Genomic DNA, 25,215 nt, shown 5'->3' with positions numbered 1-25,215 from the left:
AGAATGCAACGTAAATTTATCATACACCCAAAATACAAATCAGTTGAAACCGAAGTGCAGAAGACAATAGCGCATTTTGATGATTATCATGAGATATTGGGAGATGCAGAACGCAATGTTATAAAAATTGTAGAGATTGAAGGTAAAAAATATACTATCAAATCATTCAAGGTTCCTAATTTTATAAATCAGGTTGTATATCGATTCTTTAGAAAATCAAAAGCAGAAAGGTCTTATAATTATGCAAATAGGTTGTTAGAACTGGGAATAAAAACTCCATTCCCATTAGCCTATGATTTGTATACTACCTTTTTTTTATTTAGAAAAAGCTATTATGTTAGTGAATTGCTCAATTATGACCTTACGTATCGCGAATTAGTACATGAGCCAGATTATCCAGATCATGAAGCTATTTTACGAGCTTTTACAAGATTTACGTATGATCTTCATGAAAAGGGAATCCTGTTTTTAGATCATTCTCCCGGGAATACATTGATTGTAAAAACAAGCTCTGGGTATGATTTTTATTTGGTAGATCTTAATAGGATGGAGTTTAGGGATTTGGATATAGAAACCAGAATCCGTAATTTTTCGAGATTAACGCCCAAAAAGGAAATGGTTGCAATTATGTCTAATGAATATGCCAAGTTAACTGGTGAGGATGAATCAATGCTATATCAAAACATGTGGGAACTTACTGAAGCATTTCAAAAGAAATATCATGATAAAATAGCGTTAAAAAGAAAAATCTTTTTCTGGAAGAAAAAATATCGGGAAGATTAAAAATGAACAGTTATGATTAAAGCGAAAGCCATTTTTTAAATTTCCCTAGTTTTTCAATAGCAACAAATATATTAGTTTCGTGCGATGCTGGTTTTAAAGCTATTTTTATCCTCGACTTAGAAGAGTAATACATTTCTCCAATAGATTTTAAATGAACAATGTATTTTCTGTTTATTCTGAAGTAATCCAAAGGATTTAACTCTTGTTCTAGTTTTTTTAATGAAAAATCAATTGGTATTTTCTTACCATCCCATAGTTTAATAAAAGTTAATTTTTCGTCTGTATAAAAATAGGCAACCTGATTGATGTCTATAGTTTTTAAACTGGTGTTCATCTTTACTAAAAACCTTTTTTTGTATTCTTGTCCGGTATGCAAAAACAAATCTTTATATGCCGGAAGCTGCTTTTTGTTAAGTGAAAAAAACTTATTTATACTACGTTGTAGTGTTTCTTTGGTAACTGGCTTTAAAAGATAATCAATGCTATTTTGTTCAAAAGCTTTGATAGCATATTCAGAGTATGCGGTTGTAAATATTATAGGAACATTAATATCTAGTATTTTAAAAATTTCGAAAGAATACCCGTCGGATAAATTAATATCTAAAAAAATGAGATCGGGATTTTCTGTAGATAGATATTGTATAGATTCGTTTACAGAAGAAAGTACTTTTGTGATTATAATTTGCTCATTAACTTCTTGAATTAAGTTCTGTAACCTAATGGCAGCAATACTTTCGTCTTCTATAATAATACTTTTTATCATAATTCAGGCTCTATTAAAGGAATATAAGCAATATAATTACCATTGATTATTTTAAAATGCGGAATTTCTGGATGCAGCATTTTATATTGATTGATTAGATTTTTTAACCCTATTCCTAATGACTTTTCGTAATGATGATTCTTAGGTTGAAAGTTGTTCATTACTTTAATACTATTCCCTTCACTTATGATAGATATTTTTAGCGGTTTATTACTCTCGATGATATTATGTTTTATGGCATTCTCCAATAACAACTCTAAAGTCATAGGAGGTAGTAAAAAATTAAGTTTAGCTTCTTCGATATGATCTTCAAGAGTTATGTGTTCTCCAAACCTTATTTTTTGTAAAGACATGTAGGAGTATATTAGTTTAAGCTCTTTCCTTAATGTTACTACAACTTCTTCACTTTGGGTTAAATTATACCTGTAGATATTAGATAGTTCTTGTAAAAAATATTCAGCCTTTTTGCTGTCAATACTAATTAAACCCAAAAGACTATTAAAACTATTAAAAAGAAAGTGGGGGTTTAATTGTTTCTTTAAGGCCAAATATTGAGCTATAGATTTTTCACTTTGGTACTGGGTTAGTTTTACTTTAATATCTTGTTTTTCTTTTTGAGACTCAAGAAAGATCTCTATAAAATATACAAATACGATTATAGAGAAACAGGCAAGTAATACTGCCCAAAAAGCTAAATCAAAGAAAGGTTCGGGGTCTTCATCATCATTAAAAAAGTAAGTGCTGAATCCTTTTAAAACGAAAGTTAATACTAGGGTTTTGATTGTAATAACTATAGCCCAGAAGCTTAAAAAGTGTATTTTGTTTTTACCTGTTATAATTTTGTTTGCAATAGTGTTTTTGATATACAATCTTGACCAAAAGACAAATAAAGTAAAAAGAAAACTAACTGGTAACAGAATTAAGGTTTCAATGATACCTTCTTCTAAACCATCGGTATAGATTTCACTAATAAGATGAAGAGCATTCAACAAAAGAATGATAAGTAGATAAAAATATATTCTGTTACTTTTCAATGTATACTATTTTATTTTAGTTTTCAGTAATGGTTACAGTATCTTCTTCTACATCTACTACATAAAAATACCCAAGGGCGCGATTGCTACTATTGTCTAAATTTATCAAATTTCCTCGTATTGATGCCGGAGGAGGATTACCAACTATTGGATTTCCTAAGTTTCCGGTTTGAGTAAATAATTCTTTAAGGTAATCAAAATAAGGCTCTGATATTGATAATTGCTGAGCGGTTGCAATATCTCCAATTTCAAAAAAGATATCTTCGTTAGGTTTAACCCCAATACGTTGTTTTCCATCAAAAAATTCATCAGATACGACTAATACTTGGCTATTCCCCGGGTCGGGAACGGTGACGAACTCATTATTTTTGAAGAGTTTGTAATGGTAAAAATTTTGAACATTAATAGGGTCGGTTGTATCAAACTTTATATAGTATCCTTCGTCTGCAAAAACGGTTTCTTCTTCAAACTCAAAATAAAACTTATCGAATTTGGGTACTTCTTCCTGTAGCGTATCTGTTCCTTGGTATGTTTCTCCTTTCCATAAGATTGTGATAGTATAGGTATTTCCGATTTCCAGGACTATGTCTGAGTTTTCATAAAATCCATTGTTTGTATGTTCAAAAATCCAGGAATTTGCACTGTTAGATATAGTAACCTGAGCATCACTAATAAAAGGAAAATCTTTATTAGATAAAAAGGGTGCTGTGGTTAGTAATCTTATTTGTTGTGTGGTAACGGAAGCCTTGATATTTCGTTCTAAACCTCCATCAATTACTAGTTGAGGTGGTGTTTCGACTAGAGAGATATCGTTGGTAACATCTGTTTCACAAGAAGAAACGATTATAATTAATAACGTAAACAGTATGGTGATTATATTTTTCATGCTAATAATTTTTAAAATTTGAATTCGTATGATATACTAGGTACGATCCCAAAGAATGATAATTTGGTTGCTTGTGTCATTCCCGTAGCTATCTCTACGTTGTTAGTTTCGCCAATTTCATTGAAATAGATCGAGGCTGCATTTTGCCTGTTATACACATTAACAATACTGAAAACCCATTTTCCTTTTTTACCTTTTTTTGGATTTAATGTTGCAGAAATATCTAATCTGTGATATGTAGGTAATCGATTGCCATTTCTATTGTTATAATCGGCTACCACTAGTCCACTTTGTGTATATCGTCCTGTAGGGTAAGTAACGGGCCTTCCTGAGCCAAAAATGAAGTTTACTCCAAAATCCCACCTATTATTAAGTTTATAAAAACCTACCAGGTTTAGTTCGTGTAATTGATCACTATTGCTGGGGTAATATTTGTTGTTATTAATACCCAGTACTTTGTTTTCAGAGCGAGCGAGGGTATAGCTCAACCATCCCGTAAGCTTGCCTTCGTTTTTATTAAGTTGTACTTCCAGTCCGTATGCTCTTCCTTTTCCTTGTACGACCTGAGTTTCTATTTCTTCAGTAAATAAAAGATCTGCTCCGTCAATAAAATCGGTTACATCTTTTAGTTTTTTATAATAAGTTTCAAGGCTTAGATCATATTTCCCTTTTTTAAAAGATTTAAAATATCCAAGTGCGAGCTGATCTGCTGATTGTGGTGATAAATACGGGCCACTGGGCGACCATACATCTAGAGGAGTAGGAGAAGTAGTATTAGAAATAAGATGTAAATATTGATACATTTTATTATAACTTAGTTTTAAAGAATTAGATTCGTTTAAAAGGTATCTAATAGAAATTCTAGGTTCAAAACCATTAAATGTTTTAATGCGTTTTCCAGAGCTATAATTTGTGATCTGTGTAACTTCATTTTCTTCATAAATGTCTTGTTCTGCGTTATAGGTAAGAGGAGTTCCTGTATTATATTCACGAATGTCTCCCTTTCCTAACCTTGAGAAATTTGACCAACGTACTCCATATTGCAAACTTAAATCTTTAGAAAGTTTTTGTTTTAAATCGGCATAAATACCATTTTCTAAACCAAATTTCTGACTAAATTCTTCCTCATTAATAGTAGAGCCTTTAAAAGGAGATATTTTCCCTGGTTTGAAATTATAATATGTAATATCGATACCTGTTTTAAGAGTATTATTGTTATTAATAAACCAGGATAACCTTGGTTTGAAATTATAGTTAGTAATACTGGATTTCCATCTAAACTCAGATCCTGTTCTCAAATTATCAAGGTTGTAATCGTAATTGCTATAGATAGCAGAGGTTTGCAAAAAGAGTTTTTCGTTAAGAATACTAGTCCAGCGTAAGGATGCGGATGTGTTTCCCCATATGGTTCCTAAAAACTTATCTAGCTCGAATTTATCCCTGCCAAAATATCCTGATAAAAATAAACGGTTGTTAGCATTAATATTGTAATTCGATTTAAGGTTGAGGTCATAGAAAAAAAGCGAACTATTTTTAAAATCATCGGTAAGAAAAGTAAACAAGTCAATATAAGACCTTCTGCCTGCGAGCATATAGCTTCCAGAAGCTTCTTCTTTATTCCCTTTTAATATTGGCCCTTCTATAAGTGCTTTTGCCGAAATTAAACCAACTCCTATTTCTCCACCAAAATCTTTGGTGTTACCCTCTCGTTGTTTAATATCTAGTACCGATGATAATCTACCTCCATATATTGATGGGATTCCTCCTTTGTATAGCTTTGCATTTTTAATAGCATTAGAATTAAAGACAGAGAAAAAACCAAACAGATGAGAGGCATTATAAATAGTAGCTTCGTCAAGAAGTATAAGGTTTTGATCAACAGAGCCACCTCTTACATTAAATCCAGAAGAAGCCTCATTAACACTGGATACACCGGGTAATAATTGAAGTGATTTTAGTACATCTGGCTCACCAAGTATAGCGGGTAGTTTTTTGATGGTTTCTCCTTTTAAGGATATCACACTCATTTCAGTCGACTCGATATTCTTTCGGGTTGTATTAGAAGAAATTATAATCTCATCTAATTCTGCTAATTCTTCGGAGAGATCGAAGTCTATTTTCTGATTGCCAGTTATACTAATCTCTTTACTAATGGTTTTATATCCTAAATAGCTAATTTCAATTTGGTGAATGCCTTTTTTTAGATTTATAGAATAAAAACCATAGTCGTTTGTGGTAGTTCCGTAAGTATTATTAATAATAATATTAACTCCCAGTAGTTTTTCTCCAGAAAGATTGTCTTTTACATATCCACTTATTGAAAATTTTTCCTGAGCATAGCTTCCAAGGCAAAATAGACAAAATAGGTATACAAGTTGTTTCTTCATATTTGATATAGTTTTAAACAATTTTTATTCAAAACTATATCTGTTGTATACTATGTATTCTAAAATAAAGAAGAACCTCGAAAAAACCCGATAAGCCTGGTTTTTTAAAAAAGAAGAATTTTTCTCTGAGAAAAAATATAGAAACCTTTACATGTTATTTTCGATTTTTTCTAAATAACCAAAGCTTTACATATCTCATAAAAACTGCATATGCCTGAACATAACCTATAACTAAACCAGGAACACCATCTCTAAATCCACTTTGTATAATATAATGTTTAAAAAATGCCCAAAGTGGTTTTATAACAAAATGATATGGTGTTAATCGTTTTGTTTTTTTGTCATAATCTTCTGCTTGCCAAGAAGCATATCTATTTAATTTACTGATATAAGCGTCAAAAGTAGTATATGTATTGTGGTAAAATTTGTTTTTTAATATCCCTATTTTACCCGGAGTAACAATTTCTTCATGTACATGCCTGTTATCATACTTACATTTATCTCTATGAAATAGGCGAATAACTTTATCATTTCGCCAGCCACTATAGTGTATTCTTTCTCCCATAAAATGATTCATTCGCTTTATCCAGTATGCTACATAATTATCTTTTCCGGGATCTTTTAATACCTCCAAGACTTCATTTTTAAGCTCAGGGGTTACTCTTTCGTCTGCATCAACTAATAATATCCATTGGTGCGTAGCTTGAGGAATAGCCCAATTTTTTTGAAATGAAGGATAATCAAATTTTCTTTGGATAATGAAATCTGTATATTCTCTTGCGATTTCGACCGTTTTATCTGTGCTAAAAGAATCAACAACCATAATTTCATCAGCAAATGAAACTGATTCTAATACATCTTTGATATTGTGTTCTTCATTATAGCATGGGACTATAGCTGTAATTTTTTCTCTATGTAAAACGTCTTTTTCTATGATAGTTTAGTTTTAAAAATGCAAATTACAAGTTTTTACTTAAAAAAATATATAATTGATTAATGAACAATTCTGTTTTGAAATAAGGGTAAAGTTCTAAGGACTTCTTTTTGAGTTCTTTAGTGTTTTTGTCTAAAAATAATTCAGGCATATAATCAGATAAGTGAACCGATGTTTGCCTTTCTCCATCCTCAAACATATTCCAATGTTTTTTATGAATCCAGGGAGAAAAAATAGTAAAAGTAGGTATGTCAAGTGCTTTGGCCATATTTACAGCTCCTCCTTCGTTGCCTATTAATGCATCACAATGAGAGAGAATTGCAAGGAATCCTCGTAAACTTTTGGCGAATACATCAAAATGAATATGCCTCTGTGTTTTAGGCATGGTATGGTTGTAGATTGTGCGGGCATCTTTTTCTTGATTTGGGATATAATTAAAAAGAATATTTGCCCCTGTATTCTTAACAACTGCATCTATAGTTTCAGCCATATATTCGAAAGGAAGTGTTTTTCTCATTTCACTACCCAAAACACTAATCATTATTAATGGCGTCTTGGTAACAATTCCATTAGATTCTAAAAACTCACGAGCTTTTTCTTTTTCTTCTTTAGTTAAAAATATTTTTGGTCTCGTAATCTCAGAAGTAATTCTGTTTTCAGGAAAAACCAAACGTAATCTGTTTTCAATGGCTATACTAGCATTTGTAATAGGAACAAGATTTCTTTTAATGGTTTTGGTATACAAAAACTGAGTGTACCATTTATAGAAAGATACTCTTTTTGAAGCACCAGAAAATAAAGTGATAAGATTGCTTTCTAATTTCCCATATACATCGATTACATGATCATATTTGGACTTTCGTATTTCTTTTAAAAAAGTGTAAAAAGCCCTTTTGTCATTTTGAAATTCATTTTTAAACTCTATGATATGATCAAAAAATGGATTTTCTGTTATGACAGATTTAGTATTAGAGTTCACCAAAAAATCAATAGTAGCATTAGGGTGTTCTTTTCGTAATGCTTCACAAATAATAGTACTTGTGAGCACATCACCAATCATCTTTTGTTGAATAACCAAAATCTTCATATGCTATTGATCAAAATAATTGAGCTTGTCTTAAAAAGAGAAGACAAGCTCAAGTTTCTTTCTATATGCTTTACACTATACGGCTACATCATATTCACGAAGAGCATCATTAAGTGAAGTTTTCTTGTCTGTACTTTCCTTACGTTTTCCAATAATTAAAGCGCAAGGTACATTAAATTCTCCAGCAGCAAATTTCTTTGTATAACTTCCTGGGATTACAACAGATCCAGCAGGAACAATTCCTTTTCTTTCTACAGGAGTATTTCCTGTAACATCAATGATCTTGGTAGACGCTGTTAATACTACATTAGCACCTAACACAGCTTCTTTTTCTACTCGAACTCCTTCAACTACAATACATCTGGATCCTATAAATGCATTGTCCTCTATAATTACAGGAGCAGCCTGTAATGGCTCTAAAACACCACCAATGCCAACACCACCACTAAGATGAACATTTTTTCCTATTTGAGCACAGCTACCCACAGTTGCCCATGTATCTACCATAGTTCCTTGATCTACATAGGCTCCTATATTTACATAGCTAGGCATTAAGATAGTGCCAGGAGAGATGTAAGCACCGTGACGTGCAACAGCATTAGGAACTACACGAATTCCTTTGGCTTCATATCCTTTTTTTAATGGAATTTTATCGTGATATTCAAAAATTCCGGCTTCTAGAGTTTCCATTTTTTGAATAGGAAAATATAGTACTACTCCTTTTTTTACCCATTCATTTACTTGCCAGCCACCTTCTACAGGTTCTGCAACTCTAAGTTTTCCAGAGTCCAATAAGTTAATTATTTCACGTATTGCACTTTGCGTATTTGATTCTTTTAAAAGCTCTCTGTTTTCCCAGGCTTTTTCTATGGTTTCTTTTAGTTGGTTCATCGAATAAAAAATTTTGGTAAAGATAACAGCTTCCTTTGAAAAAAGTATCTATTATAGATATTTTAGGAAACCATTAATAAATAAGTGTCGTTTTGTAATAATATTATATTTTTGCAAAAAAAAGGAATGCCACGGATTTTAGCGATTGATTATGGAGGAAAACGTTGCGGGATTGCAGTTACAGATGAATTGCAGATTATCGCTTCTGGGTTGACTACTGTCGATACTGGTGATTTATTGTTATGGTTAAAGGATTATGTGTCTAAGGAAGAGGTCGAGCTTTTTATAGTAGGAGAACCTAAAAGGTTGCATGGAGAAGCTTCAGAAAGCGAACAGTTAATTTTACCTTTTTTAGAGAAATTGAATAAATTACTTCCAGATATTCCTGTAAAAAGAATTGATGAACGCTTTACCTCTAAAATTGCTTTTGATACAATGATAGCTAGTGGTATTTCAAAAAAGAAAAGAAGAGATAAAGCATTAGTAGATCAGATTAGTGCGACGATTATACTGCAAGATTATTTGTATAATCGATAAATAATTAGAAATAAGAAATAAAATATGATACTTCCCATTGTAGCATACGGAGATCCGGTATTGAAGAAAAAAGGAAAAGAGATAACCAAAGATTATCCCAAATTATCAGAATTGCTGGATAATATGTTTGAGACCATGTATAATGCACATGGAGTAGGGTTAGCAGCTCCACAGATTGGACTTCCTATTCGATTATTTATCGTTGATGCAGAACCCTTTTCTGAAGATGAAGAATTATCTAAAGAAGAAGCAGATCGGTTAAAGAATTTTAAAAAAGTATTTATTAATGCTACTATTTTAGAAGAAACAGGTGAGGAGTGGGCTTTTGCCGAAGGATGTTTAAGCATTCCTGAAATACGAGAGGATGTATTTCGTAATGAAACTATAAAAATTCACTATTTTGATGAGAATTTTGTAGAGCATACCGAGACTTATGGCGGGCTGGCAGCAAGAGTAATTCAGCATGAATATGATCATATCGAAGGTGTTTTATTCACAGACAAACTATCGAGCCTTAAAAAGCGTTTAATAAAAGGGAAACTAGCAAATATTTCTAAAGGGAAAATTAATTCAGAATACAGAATGCGATTCCCTTTACTAAAAAAAGGTAGGTAATCACAGGCTACTTTTAATATTTATGTTGGTTAAATGTTTGATTTTTTAAAACGAACTACTGATATTTGCCAACTTTGTGAGGAAGATGAACAAGCTTTAAAAATTTTAATAGTAATTGAAATAATTGGCGTGTAAATTCCTTATCGATCTGCGTTAATACAGGTCTGATCTTTAAAAAGAAATATATCATAAATAGATAAAAATATATGAGCTTAGATAAAATATTAGCAATTTCGGGTAAACCTGGTTTATATGAGTTAAAAACTCAAACTCGAAGTGGATTTTTAGCAGAATCTTTATTAGATGGAAAAAGGTTATCGGTAAGTATAAGACACAATGTAAGTGTGCTTAGCGAAATTGCAATTTATACATTTACAGAAGAAGTTCCCTTACGAGAAATCTTTAAAAAGATTTTTGAAAAAGAAAATGGCGAAAAAGCTATAAGTCACAAAGAATCTAAAGACAAATTAGAAGCTTATTTTAGCGAAGTGCTACCAGATTATGATGAGGATAGAGTGTATGCTAGCGATATGAAAAAAGTAATTCAATGGTATAATATTTTACAATCCAAAGGATTAACAGATTTTGATGAAATAGAAGAAGAGAAAGTTACTGAAGAAGAAGAATAAGAACATAATTTTTTATAATAAAATCCTGTCGTGAGGCAGGATTTTATTTTTTTATATGTGTTGTGAATTCATTTTCAAATTTTTAAGTTGTTGAAGGAATATGGATAAGTTACATAATATTGATCGATTTTCGATGTATGATTTGATGACTTCTTTGTATTTTTGCGCAAAATTTTAATACAATCTTACTAAATATTTAGTTTACATGGCTAATACCAAATATGTTTTTGTAACCGGAGGTGTGTCTTCTTCTTTAGGAAAGGGGATTATAGCAGCTTCTCTGGCAAAATTATTACAAGCAAGAGGATACAGGGTTACAATTCAGAAACTGGATCCATATATTAATGTTGATCCGGGAACCTTGAATCCATATGAACATGGTGAATGCTATGTAACCGACGATGGAGCAGAAACTGATCTTGATCTGGGGCATTATGAGCGTTTTCTGAACACGCCAACCTCTCAAGCCAATAATGTAACTACAGGAAGAATATATCAAAGTGTTATTCAAAAAGAAAGAAGAGGAGAATTTTTAGGAAAAACAGTTCAGGTTGTTCCGCACATTACAAACGAAATAAAGGAAAGAATACAGATTCTGGGTAAAAGCGGATCCTACGATATTGTAATTACCGAAATAGGAGGAACCGTTGGTGATATAGAGTCTTTACCGTATATAGAAGCTGTACGTCAATTAAAATGGGAACTTGGGGATACTAATGCTTTAGTGATTCATTTAACTTTAATTCCATATCTTTCTGCAGCTGGAGAGTTAAAAACAAAGCCTACTCAGCATAGTGTGAAAACATTGATGGAAAGTGGGATCAAAGCAGATATTTTGGTATGTAGAACCGAGCATGAACTCTCTGATGATTTACGTAAAAAACTAGCGCTTTTTTGTAATGTTAGACAAGAAGCAGTAATACAATCTATAGATGCATCTACAATTTATGATGTACCTAATCTAATGTTAGAAGAAGGTCTGGATAAAGTAGTTCTTAGACAACTGGTACTTCAAGATGATGATACTCCGGATTTAGAAAACTGGAATAAATTTTTGCAGAGGCATAAAAATCCAAAATGCCAGGTCACTATTGGACTTATAGGTAAATATGTAGAACTACAAGATTCTTATAAATCGATTTTAGAAGCTTTCATTCATGCAGGTGCAGAAAATGAAGTGAAAGTAAATGTGGTAAGTATACATTCTGAGTATATTACTAACGATACAATAGAAAATGAAATAGCTCACTTAGATGGTATTTTGGTAGCACCGGGATTTGGTGAACGTGGGACAGAAGGAAAAATAAAAGCAGTGCAATTTGCTAGAGAAAATAAACTCCCGTTTTTTGGAATTTGTTTAGGAATGCAAATGGCAGTTATTGAGTATTCTCGTAATGTTATGGGGATAAAAGAAGCTTCTTCTGTAGAAGTAGATGAAAATACTCCACATCCAGTAATTGATATTATGGAAGAGCAAAAGAATATTACCGATATGGGAGGTACTATGCGATTAGGTTCTTGGGATTGTGAATTGAAAGAAAACAGTAAAGTGTTTGAAGCATACGGAAAATCTATGATAGCCGAACGCCATCGCCATAGGTATGAATATAATAATAATTATAAAGAACAATTAGAAAAAGCAGGACTTAGTACTACAGGGGTTAATCCAAAAACTGGATTGGTAGAAATTGTAGAGATCCCAGATCATCCTTGGTTTGTTGGGGTTCAATACCATCCAGAGTATAAGAGTACAGTTGCAAACCCACATCCTTTGTTTATTGCTTTTATAAGAGCCGCTGTAGAATATTCAAAAAGTGATAAGAGTGCCAAAGTGTCACAAGGATAGTAATTGGCTAGATAATTGACAACAAAATAACAATATATAATTCTAAAAGCCTTTCTGAGATATCAAATAAAGGCTTTTTATACATCAATACATGGAAGAAAAGAAATTTGATCTTAATTCGATAATTGGATTTGCACTTATTTTTGGAATCATCGTTTGGATGTTCTACCTAAATCAACCAACTCCAGAAGAAATTGAGGCAGAAAAAGCTAAAAAAGAACAGTTAGAGTCAGAGACAAAAACAGACAAGGAAAAAACTACAGATTTTGTAAAAGAAAGCGAAGCTATCATAGCAAATCCATTAGATTCGGTTGCATTATCTAATGCAAAATCGCAATTAGGAGCATTTTCGTATTCTGCTAGTTTACCTTCGGCCAAAGATGAATTCACCAAGATTGAGAATGAAGTTTTGAGCCTTAAAGTAAATAATAGAGGAGGGTATATCTCTGAAGCATTATTAAAAAACTTTAAAACCTATGATTCGGTTCCTGTTTATCTGATTAAGGACGGGAAAAATGCTTCTTTCAATATTAATTTTGGAACTACAGATAATAGAATCTTAAATACAAAAGATTTATTCTTTGAACCTACGGTAACCAAAAATGGAGAGAATACAATCTTATCTATGAAACTAAAGGTTTCGAACACCAAATTTCTAGAATATCGATATGAACTGAAACCAGATGAGTATATGGTTGATTTTACAGTTCGATCTCAAGGGTTACAACAAGTAATTAATAGTAGTCAAACAGTAAACCTGGATTGGAAACTTCAGGGGATAAGACATGCTAAAAGCGCAACATATGAAAATCGATATACCGAGGTTTTATATGAATATGATGGTGATAAAGATGACTATTTAGGGCAAGGAGAGTTTGCAGATGACGAAGAGCAAGATGTGAGTTGGATAGCTTTTAAACAACATTTCTTTACTTCTGTGCTGCTAACAGATACTCCATTCAAAAAAGCATCTTTTACTTCTAAAAATATAGCAAACTCAAGCGAGTTGGATGATAAAGATATAAAAGTAACCAAAGAATTTTCTGCCTCTATGCCTTTAGAGCTACAAGGAGGAGAACTTAATTATTCAATGGATTGGTATTATGGTCCTACTGATTATAGAATTTTAAATACTTATGAGCGTAATCTTGATGAGATAGTACCTCTAGGTTGGGGAATTTTTGGGATAATAAATAAGTATTTGTTTATACCGTTTTTTGCATTTTTAAGTGGTTTTCTGCCTTATGGGATCGCTATTATTGTGATGACCATTATTGTACGTATCATTTTATCTCCCGTTACGTACAAGTCATATTTATCACAGGCTAAAATGAAAGTTTTGCGACCAGAGATTACAGAAATTAACGAAAAACATAAGGATAATGCGATGAAGAGGCAACAAGAAACAATGGCTCTTTATGGCAAAGCAGGGGTTAACCCGATGAGCGGTTGTTTACCTGCGGTAATGCAGATTCCTGTTTTTTATGCCTTATTCAATTTCTTCCCAAGTGCATTTCAATTACGACAAAAAAGTTTCTTGTGGGCAGATGATTTATCTAGTTATGATACTATAGCAGAGCTGCCATTTACTATACCTTTTTATGGAGATCATATCAGTTTGTTTCCTATACTGGCATCGGTAGCTATTTTTATCTACATGATGATGACTACAGGGCAAACAATGCAAACACAACAACCAGGGATGCCTAATATGAAATTTATTATGTATTTATCTCCATTAATGATGTTGTTTTTCTTTAATAACTATGCAAGTGGTTTATCATTGTACTATTTTATTTCTAACCTAATTACTATAGGGATTATGTTAGTCATTAAAAATGTAATTATTGATGAAGATAAGATTCATGCCAAGATTCAAGAAAATAAGAAGAAACCTAAGAAACAAGGTAAGTTTCAGAAAAAAATGAAGGAATTAATGGAACAGGCAGAACAACAACAAAAGACAAAAAAGAAATAACCTTAATGTTCATATATTTTAGAAAAGCTCCTGAATAAGGAGCTTTTTTTTAATTTAACCTTCGTTTTGTGAATTTGATTTTATATTATTGGTATACTTTTTGGAGATTAGATTTGTTGAAATAATGTCCCAAATTAAATTGTAGTTATGCGAAGTATATTTTTATTTTGTAGTTTATCTTTTCTTGTATGTTGCTCTGTTTTAGGTCAAAAATATAATGCATTTGATGCTAATGGTAAACGGCATGGTAAATGGCAAAAAAAATACAAAGATAGCGACCAGCTTCGCTATGAAGGAAAATTTGATCACGGAAAAGAAATAGGAGAATTTAAATTTTACAAACCTATTAATGGGGAGTTTCCTACGGCAATTAAAACGTTCTCAAAAGATAACGATACAGTTGGCGTTAAATACTTTACTCAAAAAGGGAAAGTAATAAGTGAGGGTCAGATGATTGGTAAAAACCGAATAGGAATATGGAAATATTACCATAAAGGATCTGATAAGATCATGATGACCGAACAATACCAATCTGGAAAATTAGAAGGAGAACAACTTACCTATTTTGAAAATGGCCAGTTAACCGAAAAAGCTCTGTATATAAATGGCAAGCAAAACGGAAAAAGAATTATGTATTCTGATACAGGTGTGATCATAAAAGAATTTACCTATGAAAATGACCAGTTACATGGGATTACTAAGTATTATGATACAAACGGAATATTGATTATCGAAGGAAATTATAAAAGAGGACGTAAAGATGGTATGTGGAACTACTATAAAGAAGGAAAACTCTCTGAACAAAAATTATTTCCAGTTCAAAAAAGAGGGTTTTAGGATTGATATATAAAATACCATTATAGATAAAACCATAAAGCATTGCACTAGCATTGCTTTTTTTATTTATTACTTTTGCATAAAAATTTTAAAGATTAAATACAGCATTTTTGATGAAGAGAGTAATCGTAGGATTATCGGGTGGAGTTGATTCTAGTGTAGCCGCATATTTACTTAAAGAACAGGGGTATGAAGTTATTGGCTTGTTTATGAAAAACTGGCATGATGACTCGGTTACAATATCTGATGAATGCCCTTGGTTAGATGATAGTAATGATGCATTATTGGTAGCAGAAAAATTAGGAATACCATTTCAGACTGTTGATCTTAGTGAAGAGTATAAGGAACGTATAGTTGATTATATGTTCAATGAATATGAGAAAGGACGTACACCAAATCCGGATGTATTATGTAATCGTGAAATCAAATTTGATGTTTTCCTAAAAATTGCATTATCTCTTGGAGCAGATTATGTAGCTACAGGACATTATTGTAGAAAAGATACTATTATAAAAGAAGGAAAAGAAGTATATCGTTTATTAGAAGGAAAAGACCCTAATAAAGATCAATCTTATTTTTTATGTCAACTATCTCAGGAACAACTGGCAAAAACACTTTTTCCTGTAGGTGAATTATTGAAACCCGAAGTTAGAGATATTGCCAAAGCGCAAGGCTTAGCAACTGCAAATAAAAAGGACTCTCAAGGATTATGCTTTATTGGGAAAGTTAGACTGCCAGAATTTCTTCAACAAAAATTACAACCAAAACAAGGAAATATTATTGAAATATCTCCTTCAGAAAAAAAATACCAACGAGAACGCCCTCAATTTGTATCCAAAAGAGACGAATTAGAGTTTTTATCTAACAAATATACGTATGATATTAATGATGGTAAGGTAGTAGGAAAACATCAGGGTGCACATTTTTATACTAAAGGACAACGTAAAGGTTTGGCGGTTGGAGGTACTCCAGAACCACTTTTCGTAATAGAAACCGATGTAGAAACGAATACTATTTATACAGGTCAGGGAAAAAAACATCCTGGATTATATAGAAAAGCTTTGTTTATAGCTATAGAAGAGCTGCATTGGGTGAGAGATGATCTTAAATTAATGATAGATGAAGAGCTAGAAGTAATGGCGAGAATTCGATATAGACAACCATTAGAGAAAGCTACATTGTATAGGGTTGATTCTGGAGTATATGTGGTTTTTGAAAATGATCAAAGCGCAATAACCGAAGGTCAATTTGTAGCATGGTATATCGAAGATGAATTAGTTGGGTCTGGAGTAATCTCATAAAAATTAAACTACACATATTTATATAGTATGAACAAAATTAAAGAGCTATTTGATATTCAATACCCAATAATACAAGGGGGGATGATATGGGCAAGTGGTTGGAGGTTAGCAAGTGCAGTGAGTAACTCAGGAGGCTTGGGGCTTATAGGATCGGGATCTATGTACCCAGATGTACTTAGAGAGCATATTCAGAAATGTAAAAAAGCAACCAGTAAACCTTTCGGAGTAAATATTCCGATGTTATATCCTAATTTGGAAGAGGCTATACAGATTATTATCGAAGAAGGTGTAAAAATAGTATTTACCTCTGCCGGGAATCCAAAAATATATACTTCTTACCTTAAAGAAAAAGGAATTACAGTAGTACATGTAGTAAGCAGCCTTAAATTTGCTTTAAAAGCACAAGAGGCTGGTGTTGATGCAGTGGTAGCAGAAGGATTTGAAGCAGGAGGGCATAATGGAAGAGATGAGACTACTACATTAGCATTGATTCCTATGGTCAAAGAAAGAATAAATGTTCCTTTAATCGCAGCCGGAGGTATTGCTACAGGTGCGGCTATGTATGCTGTTATGGCTCTGGGAGCAGATGGTGTTCAGATAGGAAGTCGTTTTGTGGCAAGTGAGGAAGCATCTTCACATATCAATTTTAAAAATATGGTGGTAGAGGCAAAAGAAGGAGATACGCAACTTACTCTAAAGGAGTTAGCCCCGGTAAGGCTACTTAAAAATAAATTTTATCAGGATGTAGAAGCATTATATGCTACGGCGCCTTCGGTAGATGAGTTAAAAACACTATTAGGGCGTGCCCGGGCGAAAAGAGGTATGTTTGAAGGAGATCTAATTGAAGGAGAATTAGAAATAGGACAAGTGTCAGGATTAATTCATGACATTAAACCAGTAGCTGCTATACTGGAAGATATGATAATTGAATTCAATACTATACAGCATAAAATGAACGGTGTTTCCTTGTAAAAATCTTTTTTCATTCTGAAATAAGACAAGTAATATGTTGCTCGCAGATGTTTAGGGTATCATAAGAATTCATACGTTGCTGTATGGTCAGTATCGTTTCTAGATATTTATCTGTTCCTAATATTTTTTCGGTAGCATTTTGTATTGTAATTACTCGAGGTTTTTCTGTTTTTAGATCGATACTAATCCCAGAATAATCCATTCTGGAACAGATCTCATTTTTACCTTCATTAACTCCTGCAGTTATCATTGGCACACCGTGTTTAATGCTAAGTAAGGCACTGCCGTATCCTCCATTCATAATAAAAACATCTATATGAGGCATTACAGAATCATAAGCTATAAAATCTTCGATATAATAATGTTGTTGAGGATATCGTTTTTGTAAATCTTTAGTATTGGTATAGCCCGTGGCTACCAGAACTATGTAATCTGAATCTTTAAAAGCTTCTAGAGATGGAATGATAAGTTTATCTAGATTTTTTTCTACAGTTCCCTGAGATACCAATATGACTTTTTTAGAGGTGTCTAGAATAGTGCTCCAATCTTTTTTTACCTTTTGATTTTTATTGTTAGTTTGTACTTGTAGTGCACCAACATATTTTATAGAAGCCGGAAGACTATACCTTGGATAATCGATTTCAGGAATCCCGTTTTGCAAAAAAACATCCGATTGTAAAGGGGCGACATCAAAAATAGTTAGATTTTCTTCTTCAGGTAAATCCAATGAACGCAATAATTGATTATATGCAACTCTTGTTTCGTTAAAAATAAGCTTGTCTGCCATTAGCTTTATAAAATTCTGTTTTCTCTTGCCGAAAAATGTTGTAGCAGGCTGATGACCAATGCCATATAAGGGAATATCGGACGCAGAAAGTGCTAAAGGTACAACCCCTATACTAGCAATAGGCACGTTAAGTTTTTTCTTAACAATAGATCCGGGAAAAGTGTTGTCACATACCAAAATGTCAAATGGAAAAATTTCATGTATTTCTGCTATATCTTCATAGTAACCTTTCATTCTATTAATAAACAGATTAATGATATCGAACTTAATATGTGCAATTCCTTTTAGCATTTTTCGATCAGGATACATTTGATCTATTTCTTCTATTTTAAGCTCCTGTGCATTTCGAAATGGTAAATACGGTATTCCCATTTGGTGTAGCTTATTTTTATACCCCTCTCCAGTATACCATCTTACATCATATCCTTTTGTTTTGAGGTGAATAGCTATAGCTGTCATAGGATTAAAATGCCCATCCGCAGGTATACATGCGAAAAGGATTTTTTTTTGAGACATGAGTGTCATTAAGATATGTTTTTTTAGGAGGGTAAAATTATAATATATTAAAACTAAACCTAATTTTTGATAAAACATTACTTTTGAAATAAAAAGATAAATGAACTCAAGAGAAGATCAGCTTCAAGCTTTTGATAGATTATTAACTATCATGGATGAGCTTCGTGAGCAATGTCCGTGGGATAAAAAACAAACATTTCAGTCGTTAAGACATTTAACTATAGAAGAGACTTATGAGCTTGGTGATGCAATTTTAGATAATGATCTGGAAGAAATAAAAAAAGAGCTTGGAGATTTGTTATTACATATCGTGTTTTATGCTAAAATTGGGAGCGAAACAAAAGCTTTTGATATTGCAGATGTAGCCAACGAGATTTGCGAAAAATTAGTTCATAGGCATCCTCATATTTATGGAGATGTTACTGTTGATAATGAGGAAGATGTAAAGCGTAATTGGGAAAATTTAAAACTTAAAGAAGGAAAAAATAGTGTTCTCGAAGGAGTTCCTCAATCTTTACCAGCAATGGTAAAGGCAAGCAGAATTCAGGATAAAGTGGCTGGAGTAGGGTTTGACTGGGAAGAACCTTATCAGGTATTTGAAAAACTTAAAGAAGAACTGGATGAATTACAACACGAAATAGAAGTAGAGGACCAGGAAAAAATAGAATCAGAATTTGGAGATGTTCTTTTTTCTATGATTAATTATGCTCGTTTTCTTAAGGTAAACCCAGAAGATTCATTAGAACGTACGAACAAAAAATTTATAAAGAGGTTTCAGTATTTAGAGTCAAAAGCAAAAGAAAATAATAAAAGCCTTAGAGATATGACACTTGCCGAAATGGATGTTTTTTGGGAAGAAGCAAAAAAGCTATAATCATATTTATGCTTGTTACCTTATATACTATTATTGAAGAAAATATATAGTATGAGAAAGTTTACCAAAATTGAAATTTTTGTTGAAATTTTTAGAAAAATGTCATTTTTTAGAGGATAAAAACGTTCAATTGAGGATTTTGAAATTATCTAATCTTATATATTCTTTCTAAGTTTTTATTTGTATGCTAAAACATAGCAATAATCAGCTTTTTTTGATGATAAATAGATTTATGAATACTGTTTTTGCACTTTTTTTTTATGGTTTTCACTTATTTTATTACCCCGAAAAGCCTATAAACACTAGTTTTTTAGGTAAAATATTATCGGGATACTCTTCTATAACAATTTTTTAACAGAAAGAAATCGTAAATTAGTGGTTAAATTCATCATCAATCAATCAATCGTGAGGCTAACTCAAAGAAGAACAATATTAACATACTTGTTTTTCATCTTTATTTTGTTCATTCCTTTAAAAGGATATTGTTTCATTATTGAAACAAGTGAGAGAAATGAGGATGGAACTTCCTATAAACTGTTATTTTCTAAAGATCAGTTTTCTAATGGGGCAGATTTTGTATATATTACAGAAGCTGATCAAGCTATAGTAGGAGAAAAGATAGCAGACTCTACTGCTATATTTAAAGAACTGGCATTTTCTTATGCCAAAATTGATCAACCCAAATTAGCGTGTGAGTTTATCGAAAAGTATATTAAATCAACTCTTGATGTAACTTTTGTTGATCATAGTAATTTTGACCAAATAAGCACATCAGAATCCTATAAACAACTTGCAGAGAAGTATCTAAAACAATTTGGGTGGTTTGCCCTCTTTTGTTTTTATATTTCTTTTGTAGGGTTTTTTATAACTATAGTATTAAATTTTCGTAAAGGCACAGATAAAGCTGCTAGTTTACTAATGAGTATTTTTGTACTCCTGAATTCATGTTTTATGGCCCATTTGGGATTGTATTTTATGAATTATGAATATTATTGGCCGCATACGTTATTTATGTTCTCTACGTTTGGGCTGTTATATGGCCCCATTATATATTTTTATTTTAAAAGAGCATCACAAAACTATAAGTTCAAACGTTTGGACCTATTACACTTGATTCCTACCATTTTTCTAGTAATATTGTTATTGCCCGTTTATTTATTACCAGCAGAAGAAAAACTTAGAATGGTCATAAATTATGAACGACCATACCTTACTTTAATTTCAGTTTCTAAGCTATTATCATTGTTAATTTATGGTGTTTTAATGGTTAATGTTTATGTCCGAAGGGATAAGAAGAGGTTGTATTTTTCGAAACAATTACTTAATTGGCAGCGAAACATAATGGTATTTTGTGCTGTATATGTATTGTCATATGCGATATATGCATTTTTAAATGTATTGCATTTAGGTAGTGGGTTTTTGTTTAATGTACAGGTGGTTTCGTTAGCAGTTATGGTACTATATATTAGCTATTCTGCATTTGTTCAACCTTCACTATTTGGAAAATTAAGAATAGTAAAGTCGGAAGATGAAAAAGAAGAAAAAATACTAAAAAATAAAAATAGTAAATACGAAAAATCGGGACTAACACCAAGTTTGTCACTAGAGCTTAAGGTAAAGCTGTTGTATTTACTTAAAGAAGAGAAAATTTATAAACAAAATGATATTACTCTCCATAAAGTTTCACTATTACTAGATACTACAAGACACAATACTTCTCAGATTATAAATGAACATTTTGGACTTAATTTTTTTGAATTAATTAATAAATATAGAATAGAAGAAGCCAAAGAGATTTTAAAAGGAGAAAAGTATAAAGGTTTTAATATCATCGATGTGGCCTATGAAGTAGGCTTTAATAATAAAGTTACCTTTAATAAATCATTTAAAAAATATAACCAAATTACTCCCTCAGAATATTTAAAACGATTTGTAGCATAGCACAAGAAATTTTAGATAAAAGGCGAGTTTTCTTCTTTTCTGAAATGCGTTTTTTATCTTTATTTTTATTCGTTCATTTATTTGAAAACCAGTAGGATATATTATTGAAAAAGTCAATATTTAGCATAAAAGAAAATAAAATAATAGCCCTGTTATTGGGATTAATTTTCTTAAAAAGATTTAATTATTGATATTTATTTTTTAGAATATGCTCTTTTCTACGTTTTTTTAGATCAAATGATTCATTTTTTTTATTTTTTTTAAAAATATTGATTTTTTACTTGTAAAAAAATATCTTTTTTATATTAAAAATGTAATCTACAAGTTGATTTTAGTATTCAAATCACTTTCAATATATAGTGTATTTTTAAAAATTTAGGGATTGTTAATAAACAATGCTTATATTTATGATATCATAAATAAAAGAATAGATAAATTAAGTATATGTTGTTTTTTTATGAAATTATATATCAATTCGTAAAAACGTAAGCGTAATTATACATGTGATTCTTTTCTTCCTTTTGTGATAAAACTAACTATTTAAGTTTAATCTTTTTTAAAAATTCTATTTATGAGGTTACATCATTACAAACTATTTGTGCTCGCTTTTTTAGTATCGGGCATGATGTCTGCCCAACAACAAATCTCTGGAACTGTCCAGGGAGAAGGTGGGCTACCATTACCTGGGGTTAACATTATAATACAAGGCAAATCTACAGGTACACAAACAGATTTTGACGGGCAATACACAATTAATGCCGATATAGGCGAAGTACTTGTGTATTCATATTTAGGTTTTGTTACCCAGCAGATTGCTGTATCGGGACAAAATGAAATTAATGTAGTGCTGAAAGAAGATGTAGGAGTATTAGAAGAAGTAGTTGTGGTTGGATTCGGTACCCAATCAAAACGGTTACTAACTGGTAATGTGTCAAAAATTGAGGCAGGTCAAATTGGCGGTATTTCTACACCTAGTGTACAAAATGCATTAATAGCCAAGGCGCCAGGTGTACAAATTACACAAATTAATGGTAAGCTAGAAGGTGGTGTAAAGGTAATTATTAGAGGGCTTTCTTCGATATCGGCTTCTCAAGAACCATTATATGTTATTGATGGAATTGAGATGAATAATAGAAATTCGTCCTCGATTGGTGCAAATTTGAATCCTTTATTAACGGTAAACCCAAATGATATTGCATCAATTGATATTTTGAAAGATGCATCGGCTACAGCTATTTATGGTGCAAAAGGAACGAATGGAGTTATTTTGATTACAACCAAAAGAGGTAAAGAGGGAAAATCACAGGTTTCTGTTGACCTTTCTACCGCATTTGGAAAACCAACAAACAAAAGAGATTGGCTAAATGCTAGCCAGTATGAAGAATTACTTCGAGAATCAGCATTCAATAGATTTGGAGATCAGGTTGCCGCCGATGATTGGGTAGACAATAGATTGCCAAGATATGAAGGAGATCAGGATTGGAGAACTCTCGATACAGATTGGCAAGAGGAAGCTTTTCAAGATAGCTATATTAATGATATTAATGTGTCTATTTCTGGTGGAAATGAAAAGACGGTGAGCTTTATATCAGGATCGGCCAATGATTCAGAAGGTATTATTAGAGGTAACGGTTTAAATCGTTATAGTATGAGAGCAAACATTGATCACAATGTTAGCAAAAGCCTTAGTGTTGGTGTGAATGCAAGTTATTCGAGTACTATAATTAATAGGATAGCAGGGGATAATGCATTTGTTACTCCTTTGCAAGCCATTGCGCAAGTGCCTACATCACCAGCTTATCTTTTAAATGGTGAGCCAAATGGTACCAATGGTACAGGTACAAGAACATTATATGCCAATTTCTTATTGCAAGATAAGCACTCATTCCGTAAAACTTCTATTAGAAGGATTTTAGCGAAGGTATTTGGGGATATAGATATCTTACCATCATTAACTTTAAGATCAGAATTTGGTTATGACTATTTATATCAGACAGTTGATAGAAATACAGGTAGATTAGCACCATTTCAGTCTACAAATGGTCAAAGTTTTGCTTCGGATGATGGTACAGAAATATTATCTACAAATAATTATTTTACTTATGATTATTCATCGGGAGGAGCATCTAGTCTAAATTTTGTTTTAGGTATGACGTATACTAGATTAAAAAATAGAGCTAATTCGGTAACAGGAGATGGTTTTCCTACCGATAGTTTTAGATCTGTCTCTAGTGCAGCAACAATTTCGGCTGGTACCGGTACTTTTACAAATTGGGCACAGCTAGCTTATTTTGCCAGAGCATCATATGATTTTAAAAAGAGATATCTTATAAATGCCACTCTTCGTCATGATTCATCCTCTCGATTTGGTAAAGATAAAAGAAATGCATTTTTCCCTGCAGTTTCGGTAGGTTGGATTGTGTCTGAAGAAAACTTTTTGCATGATTCTAGTATATTATCAAATTTAAAACTTAGAGCCAGTTGGGGGGTTAATGGTAATACTCCTACTGCTAATTTTGGTTCTTTGGCTCTGTACGGAGGTACTAATTATGGAGGTGTTTCGGGTATTGCTTTTACGCAAATAGATAACCCTGATTTAAAATGGGAAGAAACTGCACAGCAAAATTTTGGTCTTGATTTTGGATTTCTAAATAATAGAATAACTGGTGAGATCGATTATTATGTCAAGAAAACAGATGACTTGATATTTAATCAGCGACTTCCATATGAAACAGGTGCTCCTAATAATGCTGGAATACTTAAGAATATTGGAAATCTAGAAAATAAAGGTTTTGAATTTGTGTTAAATACGATAAATGTTCAAACAGATAACCTTACATGGGAAACCAGTTTTAATATTGCTACAAATAAAAATGAAATTGTTAGTTTGCCAAATGGTGATGATTTGATCACAGGCCAAAATATTCTTAGAGAAGGAGAACCTATTAATTCTTTCTTTATGGTAGAGTATGCAGGTGTGAATCCAGCTAATGGTGATGCAGAATATATTTTGAATACAACCAATGCTGATGGTACTATAAATAGAGGTAGAACTAACGATTTTTCACAGGCAGAACGAATTATCGCCGGAAACCCTAACCCAGATTTGTTTGGAGGTCTTACAAGTACACTGAATTATAAAACAGTTGACTTTTCTTTTACTTTTCAAGGACAATGGGGAGCTCAATTATATAATGGTGCTGGACAATACCAGGAAACAGGTTTCGGAAACGGTTTAGATAATCAAGATGTCTATATTTATGAAAATAGGTGGCAGAACCCTGGAGATATAACAGATGTACCTCAGGCAAGATTGTTTTTAAATAATGGGCACTCTAATAGTACCAGATATTTGCAAGATGCAGATTTTATAAGATTGAGAAATATAACACTCGGATATTCCTTACCGCAAAGCGCATTGGATAAATTAGGGATGAATAAGATAAGGCTCTATGTATCTGGATTAAATCTTCTAACTTTTACAGACTTTAGAGGGTATGACCCAGAATCAACTAATGATGATGCTAATACCAATACTAATGTGGGTAGTACTTTTTATTCTGCACCACCAGCAAAAGTATATACACTGGGTGTTAATTTAACATTTTAAAAAAAAG

20 protein-coding genes are annotated in these 25,215 nt (G+C 32.1%); 12 read left to right on the top strand and 8 right to left on the bottom strand.

From position 1 onward, the window contains the following. Positions 1-3 precede the first annotated feature (3 nt). Complete coding sequence (locus tag NNL09_RS24890; RefSeq protein ID WP_196911196.1) at positions 4-783, top strand: lipopolysaccharide kinase InaA family protein; 780 nt, start codon at positions 4-6, stop codon at positions 781-783. Positions 784-799: 16 nt separating this feature from the next. Here the strand turns inward: NNL09_RS24890 and NNL09_RS24885 are convergent, their stop codons facing one another. From NNL09_RS24885 to NNL09_RS24855, 7 genes are all read right to left on the bottom strand, one after another. Continuing rightward, positions 800-1,546, bottom strand: coding sequence for a LytTR family DNA-binding domain-containing protein (locus NNL09_RS24885; protein WP_051476123.1), 747 nt, complete (start codon positions 1,544-1,546; stop codon positions 800-802). Next, positions 1,543-2,580, bottom strand: coding sequence for a sensor histidine kinase (locus tag NNL09_RS24880; RefSeq protein ID WP_051476124.1), 1,038 nt, complete (start codon positions 2,578-2,580; stop codon positions 1,543-1,545). The genes NNL09_RS24885 and NNL09_RS24880 overlap by 4 nt, the downstream gene beginning before the upstream one ends. A gap of 16 nt (positions 2,581-2,596) precedes the next feature. Continuing rightward, complete coding sequence (locus tag NNL09_RS24875) at positions 2,597-3,466, bottom strand: DUF4249 domain-containing protein (RefSeq protein ID WP_196911195.1); 870 nt, start codon at positions 3,464-3,466, stop codon at positions 2,597-2,599. Positions 3,467-3,477: 11 nt separating this feature from the next. Beyond that, positions 3,478-5,853, bottom strand: a complete 2,376-nt coding sequence (locus NNL09_RS24870) for a TonB-dependent receptor (protein ID WP_196911194.1) — start codon at positions 5,851-5,853, stop codon at positions 3,478-3,480. Positions 5,854-6,007: 154 nt separating this feature from the next. Then, a complete protein-coding gene (locus NNL09_RS24865; RefSeq protein ID WP_196911286.1) occupies positions 6,008-6,787 on the bottom strand; it encodes a glycosyltransferase family 2 protein in 780 nt (259 codons plus the stop codon). 25 nt (positions 6,788-6,812) lie between these two features. Then, entirely contained in the window at positions 6,813-7,874 is a 1,062-nt protein-coding gene (locus NNL09_RS24860) for a glycosyltransferase family 9 protein (RefSeq protein ID WP_196911193.1), read from the bottom strand. Positions 7,875-7,949: 75 nt separating this feature from the next. After that, positions 7,950-8,765: a 2,3,4,5-tetrahydropyridine-2,6-dicarboxylate N-succinyltransferase gene (locus tag NNL09_RS24855; protein WP_025667264.1), complete on the bottom strand. Its 816-nt coding sequence runs from the start codon at positions 8,763-8,765 to the stop codon at positions 7,950-7,952. A 126-nt stretch (positions 8,766-8,891) separates the two neighbouring features. On the opposite strand from NNL09_RS24855, the gene ruvX reads away from it, so the two are divergent. From ruvX to NNL09_RS24815, 8 genes are all read left to right on the top strand, one after another. Beyond that, positions 8,892-9,302: a Holliday junction resolvase RuvX gene (gene ruvX, locus NNL09_RS24850; RefSeq protein WP_025667265.1), complete on the top strand. Its 411-nt coding sequence runs from the start codon at positions 8,892-8,894 to the stop codon at positions 9,300-9,302. Positions 9,303-9,326: 24 nt separating this feature from the next. Beyond that, on the top strand, positions 9,327-9,917 hold the full coding sequence (gene def, locus NNL09_RS24845) for a peptide deformylase (protein ID WP_074408631.1): 591 nt from the start codon (positions 9,327-9,329) through the stop codon (positions 9,915-9,917). A 206-nt stretch (positions 9,918-10,123) separates the two neighbouring features. Further along, positions 10,124-10,546, top strand: coding sequence for a DUF5606 domain-containing protein (locus NNL09_RS24840; RefSeq protein WP_025667267.1), 423 nt, complete (start codon positions 10,124-10,126; stop codon positions 10,544-10,546). A gap of 205 nt (positions 10,547-10,751) precedes the next feature. Then, positions 10,752-12,392 carry a CTP synthase gene (locus NNL09_RS24835; RefSeq protein WP_196911192.1) on the top strand — a complete coding sequence of 547 codons (1,641 nt, stop codon included), beginning with the start codon at positions 10,752-10,754 and terminating at the stop codon, positions 12,390-12,392. Between the two features lie 91 nt (positions 12,393-12,483). Further along, positions 12,484-14,370 (top strand): membrane protein insertase YidC, encoded by a 1,887-nt coding sequence (gene yidC / locus NNL09_RS24830; protein WP_025667269.1) that lies wholly within the window; start codon positions 12,484-12,486, stop codon positions 14,368-14,370. A 147-nt stretch (positions 14,371-14,517) separates the two neighbouring features. After that, positions 14,518-15,207 (top strand): toxin-antitoxin system YwqK family antitoxin, encoded by a 690-nt coding sequence (locus tag NNL09_RS24825; RefSeq protein WP_025667270.1) that lies wholly within the window; start codon positions 14,518-14,520, stop codon positions 15,205-15,207. A gap of 113 nt (positions 15,208-15,320) precedes the next feature. Beyond that, on the top strand, positions 15,321-16,508 hold the full coding sequence (gene mnmA / locus NNL09_RS24820; protein WP_025667271.1) for a tRNA 2-thiouridine(34) synthase MnmA: 1,188 nt from the start codon (positions 15,321-15,323) through the stop codon (positions 16,506-16,508). A 27-nt stretch (positions 16,509-16,535) separates the two neighbouring features. Further along, the gene (locus NNL09_RS24815; protein WP_025667272.1) at positions 16,536-17,480 is read left to right on the top strand and encodes a nitronate monooxygenase family protein; all 945 of its coding nucleotides are present in this window, start codon (positions 16,536-16,538) and stop codon (positions 17,478-17,480) included. A 10-nt stretch (positions 17,481-17,490) separates the two neighbouring features. Here the strand turns inward: NNL09_RS24815 and NNL09_RS24810 are convergent, their stop codons facing one another. Beyond that, on the bottom strand, positions 17,491-18,783 hold the full coding sequence (locus tag NNL09_RS24810) for a glycosyltransferase (protein ID WP_196911191.1): 1,293 nt from the start codon (positions 18,781-18,783) through the stop codon (positions 17,491-17,493). Between the two features lie 100 nt (positions 18,784-18,883). Between NNL09_RS24810 and mazG the strand changes: the two genes are divergently transcribed. The 3 genes from mazG to NNL09_RS24795 all read left to right on the top strand — a co-directional run bounded on the left by mazG (position 18,884) and on the right by NNL09_RS24795 (position 25,208). Further along, complete coding sequence (mazG, locus tag NNL09_RS24805) at positions 18,884-19,657, top strand: nucleoside triphosphate pyrophosphohydrolase (RefSeq protein ID WP_025667274.1); 774 nt, start codon at positions 18,884-18,886, stop codon at positions 19,655-19,657. A 441-nt stretch (positions 19,658-20,098) separates the two neighbouring features. Beyond that, positions 20,099-21,598, top strand: a complete 1,500-nt coding sequence (locus NNL09_RS24800) for a helix-turn-helix domain-containing protein (protein ID WP_254514281.1) — start codon at positions 20,099-20,101, stop codon at positions 21,596-21,598. A gap of 571 nt (positions 21,599-22,169) precedes the next feature. After that, positions 22,170-25,208: a TonB-dependent receptor gene (locus NNL09_RS24795; RefSeq protein WP_196911189.1), complete on the top strand. Its 3,039-nt coding sequence runs from the start codon at positions 22,170-22,172 to the stop codon at positions 25,206-25,208. Positions 25,209-25,215: the final 7 nt, after the last annotated feature.

The sequence above is a fragment of the Aquimarina sp. EL_43 genome (assembly GCF_943422735.1).
GTDB lineage: Bacteria > Bacteroidota > Bacteroidia > Flavobacteriales > Flavobacteriaceae > Aquimarina > Aquimarina megaterium.
Note: the sequence above shows the minus strand (reverse complement) of the source record. Positions and strands in the feature narration are given on the sequence as shown.

Bases quoted from the DNA above. Each gene is read 5' to 3' on its own strand.
- NNL09_RS24890 (WP_196911196.1), top strand. From the start codon at position 4: ATGCAACGTAAATTTATCATACACCCAAAATACAAATCAGTTGAAACC.
- NNL09_RS24885 (WP_051476123.1), bottom strand. From the start codon at position 1,546: ATGATAAAAAGTATTATTATAGAAGACGAAAGTATTGCTGCCATTAGG.
- NNL09_RS24875 (WP_196911195.1), bottom strand. From the start codon at position 3,466: ATGAAAAATATAATCACCATACTGTTTACGTTATTAATTATAATCGTT.
- NNL09_RS24870 (WP_196911194.1), bottom strand. From the start codon at position 5,853: ATGAAGAAACAACTTGTATACCTATTTTGTCTATTTTGCCTTGGAAGC.
- NNL09_RS24860 (WP_196911193.1), bottom strand. From the start codon at position 7,874: ATGAAGATTTTGGTTATTCAACAAAAGATGATTGGTGATGTGCTCACA.
- NNL09_RS24855 (WP_025667264.1), bottom strand. From the start codon at position 8,765: ATGAACCAACTAAAAGAAACCATAGAAAAAGCCTGGGAAAACAGAGAG.
- ruvX (WP_025667265.1), top strand. From the start codon at position 8,892: ATGCCACGGATTTTAGCGATTGATTATGGAGGAAAACGTTGCGGGATT.
- def (WP_074408631.1), top strand. From the start codon at position 9,327: ATGATACTTCCCATTGTAGCATACGGAGATCCGGTATTGAAGAAAAAA.
- NNL09_RS24840 (WP_025667267.1), top strand. From the start codon at position 10,124: ATGAGCTTAGATAAAATATTAGCAATTTCGGGTAAACCTGGTTTATAT.
- NNL09_RS24835 (WP_196911192.1), top strand. From the start codon at position 10,752: ATGGCTAATACCAAATATGTTTTTGTAACCGGAGGTGTGTCTTCTTCT.
- yidC (WP_025667269.1), top strand. From the start codon at position 12,484: ATGGAAGAAAAGAAATTTGATCTTAATTCGATAATTGGATTTGCACTT.
- NNL09_RS24825 (WP_025667270.1), top strand. From the start codon at position 14,518: ATGCGAAGTATATTTTTATTTTGTAGTTTATCTTTTCTTGTATGTTGC.
- mnmA (WP_025667271.1), top strand. From the start codon at position 15,321: ATGAAGAGAGTAATCGTAGGATTATCGGGTGGAGTTGATTCTAGTGTA.
- NNL09_RS24815 (WP_025667272.1), top strand. From the start codon at position 16,536: ATGAACAAAATTAAAGAGCTATTTGATATTCAATACCCAATAATACAA.
- NNL09_RS24810 (WP_196911191.1), bottom strand. From the start codon at position 18,783: ATGTCTCAAAAAAAAATCCTTTTCGCATGTATACCTGCGGATGGGCAT.
- mazG (WP_025667274.1), top strand. From the start codon at position 18,884: ATGAACTCAAGAGAAGATCAGCTTCAAGCTTTTGATAGATTATTAACT.
- NNL09_RS24795 (WP_196911189.1), top strand. From the start codon at position 22,170: ATGAGGTTACATCATTACAAACTATTTGTGCTCGCTTTTTTAGTATCG.